General features: G+C 58.1%; 6 protein-coding genes and 1 pseudogene. All 7 read right to left on the minus strand.

The window, feature by feature from the left end; genetic code table 11:
• A partial coding sequence (gene priA, locus RT018_RS08150; protein ID WP_312940890.1) for a primosomal protein N' occupies nt 1–2408 on the minus strand: 2408 nt, incomplete at its 3' end.
• A 24-nt stretch (nt 2409–2432) separates the two neighbouring features.
• Complete coding sequence (gene rpoZ, locus RT018_RS08155; RefSeq protein ID WP_312940891.1) at nt 2433–2678, minus strand: DNA-directed RNA polymerase subunit omega; 246 nt, start codon at nt 2676–2678, stop codon at nt 2433–2435.
• Nucleotides 2679–2734: 56 nt separating this feature from the next.
• Nucleotides 2735–3331, minus strand: a complete 597-nt coding sequence (gmk, locus tag RT018_RS08160) for a guanylate kinase (RefSeq protein ID WP_312940893.1) — start codon at nt 3329–3331, stop codon at nt 2735–2737.
• 16 nt (nt 3332–3347) lie between these two features.
• On the minus strand, nt 3348–3590 hold the full coding sequence (locus RT018_RS08165; RefSeq protein ID WP_312940895.1) for a DUF370 domain-containing protein: 243 nt from the start codon (nt 3588–3590) through the stop codon (nt 3348–3350).
• A gap of 4 nt (nt 3591–3594) precedes the next feature.
• Entirely contained in the window at nt 3595–4473 is an 879-nt protein-coding gene (locus RT018_RS08170; RefSeq protein WP_312940896.1) for a YicC/YloC family endoribonuclease, read from the minus strand.
• Nucleotides 4474–4503: 30 nt separating this feature from the next.
• Nucleotides 4504–5160, minus strand: coding sequence for a DnaJ domain-containing protein (locus RT018_RS08175; RefSeq protein WP_312940897.1), 657 nt, complete (start codon nt 5158–5160; stop codon nt 4504–4506).
• A pseudogene (locus RT018_RS08180) lies at nt 5157–5402 on the minus strand (hypothetical protein); the annotation flags it as partial. The gene RT018_RS08175 and the pseudogene RT018_RS08180, both read right to left, overlap by 4 nt.

The following is a 5402-nucleotide window of genomic DNA, read 5'->3' on the forward strand; positions in this document are numbered from 1 at the left end:
CCAAACTCGCGTAGCAGCCATGCCACCCGATCCCGGGTTGGTTTATCATTTTTTCCGGAGAGAAACACCCGGTAGCGAAACCGGTTGTTGATCTTTAGCACCGGCGCGGGTGCAGGGCCTAAGATTTCCGGCTCGGTTTCGCGCACCGCTCCATCCGCCATCAACATCGCCAGCTCGTTCCGCAGGGCCATCGCTGCGCGGAGAACTGAGCCTTCGTCTCCGCCGGAAACGGTAAGGGTAAAAAGATCGGCAAAGGGCGGATAACGGCGGACGCGCCGCATTGAAATTTCGCTGTCGTAAAACCGTTCGTAATCCTGCAATGCGGCACTTTGAATCACCTCGTTGCCGGGGGTATAGGTCTGGATGACAGCGCGGCCACTCTTTCCGCCCCGGCCCGCCCGGCCCACCACCTGTGTCAGTAGACTGAATGTCCGTTCGGCGGCGCGGTAATTGTCCAAATATAAAGACGCATCGGCGCTGAGTACACCCACCAGCGTCACATTTTCAAAATCAAGGCCCTTGGCGACCATCTGGGTTCCCAATAAAATAGGAATTCGCTCCCGCTCAAACCGGCTCAAAAGCGTTTCATGGTCTCCGCCGGTGGTGTCCGCATCCATTCGTAAAACGCCCACGCCGGGGAATAAATCCCGCAGCTCCTCCTCCACTCGCTGAGTCCCAGTCCCGATGTGCTTCATGATTCCGCCGCAATCGGGACAAACGTCGCTGGCGGGGCGGGAATGGCCGCAATAGTGGCACATCAGCCGTCCGTTGGCAGAGTGGTAAGTCATGGAAACGCTGCACCTTGGGCAAGAGGGAACACTGCCACATTCGCCGCAGACCAGCATCCGGCTGTTGCCCCGGCGGTTCAGAAACAGAATGCTCTGCTCTCCCCGCTCCAGGTTTTCCCGAAGTTCCCGCCGCAGAGACCCGCTGAGCGCACCGGAATTTCCGACCTTGATCTCCTGCCGCAGGTCCACCACCTGAACGTCAGGCAAGCTCTGTTCGTTGTATCGCCTGCGCAGTCGCTCGTGATGATACTGATTCTGCTTCGCGCTCCATGCGGTTTCCACCGCCGGCGTGGCGGAGCCCAGCACCAGCATCGCACCGCTTTGAGCACAGCGAAATTTCGCCACATCTCGCGTATGATATCGGGGCGCGTTTTCCGACGCATAGCTCCCCTCCTGTTCCTCGTCCATGATGACAAGGCCCAGATTGACCAACGGCGCAAACACCGCCGACCGGGTGCCCAGCACCAGCCGGGCCTCTCCCCGGCGAATGCGCTTCCATTGGTCATACCGCTCCGTCATCCGCAGAGAGCTGTGGAGCATGGCCACCGCCCCGCCGAAGTAGGACGAAAATTTCTCCATCATCTGGGGCGTCAGCACAATTTCCGGCACCAAAACCAGCACAGACCTGCCTTGCTCCAGAATCTCCTGCGCCAGACGGATGTAAATTTGTGTCTTTCCGCTACCTGTGACGCCCTGAAGCAGTGCGGCCTCGGCTTTTCCCGATTGCGTCAAGGCCAAAAGCCGCTCAAAGGCAGTCTGCTGCTCGTCATTAAGGACAATGGGCGGCCCGGGCGCGACCTCTTTCGGCTCCGGAATCCGGAGCCGTTCTTCCTCCGAAAACGCCACAATACCGGACTTCTCCAATCCCTTCAGTGTCTGGACGGAAGCTCCGGTAAAATAACAGATGTCTCGCACCGATGCTCGGCCTGTGGCGCTCAGCAGCAATACCACCTCGTAACGCATCGGCGCGGATTTTTTTCGTGGTTCCACCAGTGCCAAAGCTTCTGCCCCGTCCATAGTCAGCTCTGCCATCCGGCTCTGCTTGTCGCTCACACGTCGGGTGGAGGTGACACTGGAAGACAGTACACCCTTTTTGCACAAAGACCGCAGCGTAGGCTCTGCGTCCTCCCCGCACACGGCCTTTAGCTGGTTCAGCTCGGCACTGCCTCCGTAGGTAAAAATCGCGTCCAGCACCGGCTCCGCATGTTTGATTTTTCCGGCAGCACTTCCGGCGGCGGCACGGTCCAGCCCCTCCATCAGCGTAAAAATCTCTCGCAGGCGATACCACAGCCCCGCAGGCAGAATGGTTTTCACCGCTTCATACATGGTGCAAAAATACCGCTGGCGCATCCACAGCGCCAATGACACACCCCAGCCGTCCAGCACCGGCTCGTCATCCAACACGGATGAAAGCGGCTTCACGCCGGCACGCTTCTGGCCCGTTTCCCGGGCCAGAATCACACCTTCGCAGTTTCGGTTTCCCCTGCCAAAAGGCACAGTAACCCGCACTCCCGGCTTTGCCTTTTCCAGCATTGTCTGGGGAATCAGATAGTCATAGGGCCGATCAATGGAAAACGTGGCCGCGCTGACCGCTACCTTTGCAATCTCCGAGCGTTCCATCCTCGTCCCTCCCCATCCGCAAAATTATTCCTGCGGTGTCCTCTGCTGGTCGGCATCGCCCTCCGCGATGGTCAGGTTCATACCCCGGGAATCCAGCTTACCGTCCGCAACCTCATTGATGGCCAACGTCACGGGCTTTTCGCGCAGCGGTTCGCCGGAGCTTTCCGCTGCCTCAGAAATCTGACGTGCCCTCCGGGCCACCACATTCACCAACATATACCGGTTGGGGATGTAGCTGCTGAGCTTGGTCATTGCAGGATATAGCATCATAGTTAATTTCTTCCTATCTGCCTTTCGGCTTAAAATTTTTGATTGATGGCGGTCGCTTATCTGCCGCTGATGATCTCCATGCGATCGCTGGGCTTACAGTGCTCCGCCGTCAGGATGGCGTCTAACTCCGCCACTGCGGTTTCCACGGTGTCGTTGATGACAAAGTAATCATAGGTATGGGCCGTTTGAAATTCCACTTTGGCCCGCAGCAGACGTTTCTGTACTTTTTCCGGCGAGTCGGTTCCCCGTTCGGTCAGTCGCCTTTCCAACTCCGCCCAGGAAGGCGGGGCGATGAAAATACGAGGCGTTCCGGGCCGTTTGTCGCAAATCTGTAATGCGCCCTGGATTTCAATGTCCAAAATCACGTCCTGGCCGACCTCCATGGCTTCGTCCACGTATTGCTTCGGAGTGCCGTAGAAGTTACCTACATACTCGGCATACTCCAAAAACTCCTCGTTGGCAATTCGCTCCCGGAACGTGTCCACGTCCATATACCGGTAGTGCACGCCGTCCACCTCGCCGGGACGCGGTTCCCGGGTGGTGGCGGAGATGGAAAAGTACAAGTTCGAACGCTTTTTCAAAAGCGCCTTTAAAACCGTGCTCTTTCCCACCCCGGAGGGTCCTGAAATAATGAAAGTCTTTCCCTTTTGCATCCTATTCTTCCTCTTCCTACGGGATTTCAGTCCCCAGCCGCCCCGCCAGCTTTTCCACCGGCAGCGCGGAGAGGACCACATGGTCGCTGTCCATGACAAAAATCGAGGCGGTCTTCCGCCCATAGGTTGCGTCGATCAGCATTCCCCGCTCCCGGGACTCCTGAATCAGGCGCTTCACCGGCGCGGAATCCGGACTGACCACCGCCACCAGACGGTCTGCGGATATCAGGCTTCCAAAGCCGATGTTGATAAGCTTCACGGCCTTACTCCACGTTCTGGACCTGTTCGCGGATCTTTTCCACCTCCGCCTTCAGGTCCACCGCCACCTGCGCAATGGAAACGTCGCAGCATTTGGATCCGATGGTGTTGGACTCCCGATTCACTTCCTGAATCAGAAAGTCCATTTTTCGCCCCATGGGTTCGTCGGAGCGCAGCATTTCCCGAAGCTGGGACAGGTGGCTGCGCAGGCGGACTGTCTCCTCGTCCACGGCCACCTTATCGCTGTAAATCGCCGCCTCAGTCAAAATTCGCTGGGGGTCGATGGAGGCGCTTTGCAAAACCTCTTCCATCCGGGCGGTCAGCTTCCGGCGATACTCCGCCACCGTCTCAGGAGAGCGCTCCTCCACCCGCTTTGTCAAAGCCTCGATTGCGTTCAGACGGCCGCCGATGTCGGCAGCCAGCTTCTCGCCTTCCTGTGCCCGCATGGTATTGTACGCGGACAGCGCTTCGTCCAGTACCAGACAGATATCGGCACCCAGCGCGTCCAAATCCTCATCCGCCTTTGTCACATTCAGCACGTCGGGAAACCGGGCCAGCGTCTCAGGATAAATTTTTGCCTCTGTACCGCAGATCTCCGAAAGCGCTCTCAGCGCAGTCGCATAGCTTTCCGCAAGGCCGCGGTCCACCGTCACCTTGGCGGTGTCGGCTCCTGTGGAATCAATGCTGAAAAGGATATCCACTTTTCCTCTTGAAACGGACTGCTGCACGTGCTTACGCACCGTGTCCTCCGCAAAGACGTAGGCCCTTGGCAGCTTCACGGTGCAGTCTAAATACCGGTTGTTGACGGATCGGACCTCCACGGTGATATCCCGATTTTCAAGTGTTTTTCTCGCCCGGCCATAGCCGGTCATACTCTTAATCATTTTTGTTCCCTCCCTATCACATGCCGCTCCTTACAAGCAGCGGAACCCAAGGCCGCAGCCGTTGCACAAAAGATATGTGCAGCAAAGCTGTTGGCAAAGCCCGGCGTTTCCGCACTGTTCCATCCCGAAACCGCCCTGTGGGCTGTAAGCCGACGTTCCCGCGCTGTCCATAAACTCCAGCGCCTGCCGGTACTCCCTGTTGCCCGGATCCATCCGGGCGGCAGTCTCGTAGTATCGCCGCGCTTCATCCAGCCAGCCCCGGCGATAGCACACCGCGCCCCGAAGAAAATTCCACTCCGCATTGTGGTCGGCGTAGTTTGCAAGCAGAGCTTCCGCCCGGCTCAAATCGCCGGAGTTGACCGCCATGCGCACCTGCTGCAAAACGGAGCTTTGGGAAGACTGCTGCGCGGACCCGCCCGCGCCGTAGCCGTACCCATATCCACCAGAATAGCCGCCATAGCCGGAGTTCGAGCGGTTTGTGCCGCTGCTCCGCCCACTGCCCCGCCGCTTGTTCACTTCCTCATAGGCGGCGTTGATCTCCTTCATCTTCTCCTGCGCAAGATCCGCCAGAGGATTGTCGTGGTAGTTGTCGGGATGGTACTTCCGCGCCAACTCCAAATATGCTTTTTTCACTTCCGCATCTGACGCGGATTCGGGGACGCCGAGTACCTGATAGGGATCATTCATGTGGTTTCCTCAACTTTTCTGTCTTTCTTACGCGTCGGTTTGCCTGCCCGGTAGGTGCCAGAAAGCACCGCCTTTCCCACCTGAAAGAGCCCCGTGTAAACGGTCTTTTCCAAAATTGGGGTCCAGCACCCGAAGTCCCACAGCTCATAGGCCGTGGCCAGCAGTCGGACGGAGTGGTCCAGCGTCTTCGTGAAGGCCTTCTGGCTGTCGGGCGTCCACACGCCGTCATTCAGACCGTAGCG

The sequence above is a fragment of the Oscillibacter sp. genome (genome assembly GCF_032060045.1).
GTDB lineage: Bacteria > Bacillota > Clostridia > Oscillospirales > Oscillospiraceae > Oscillibacter.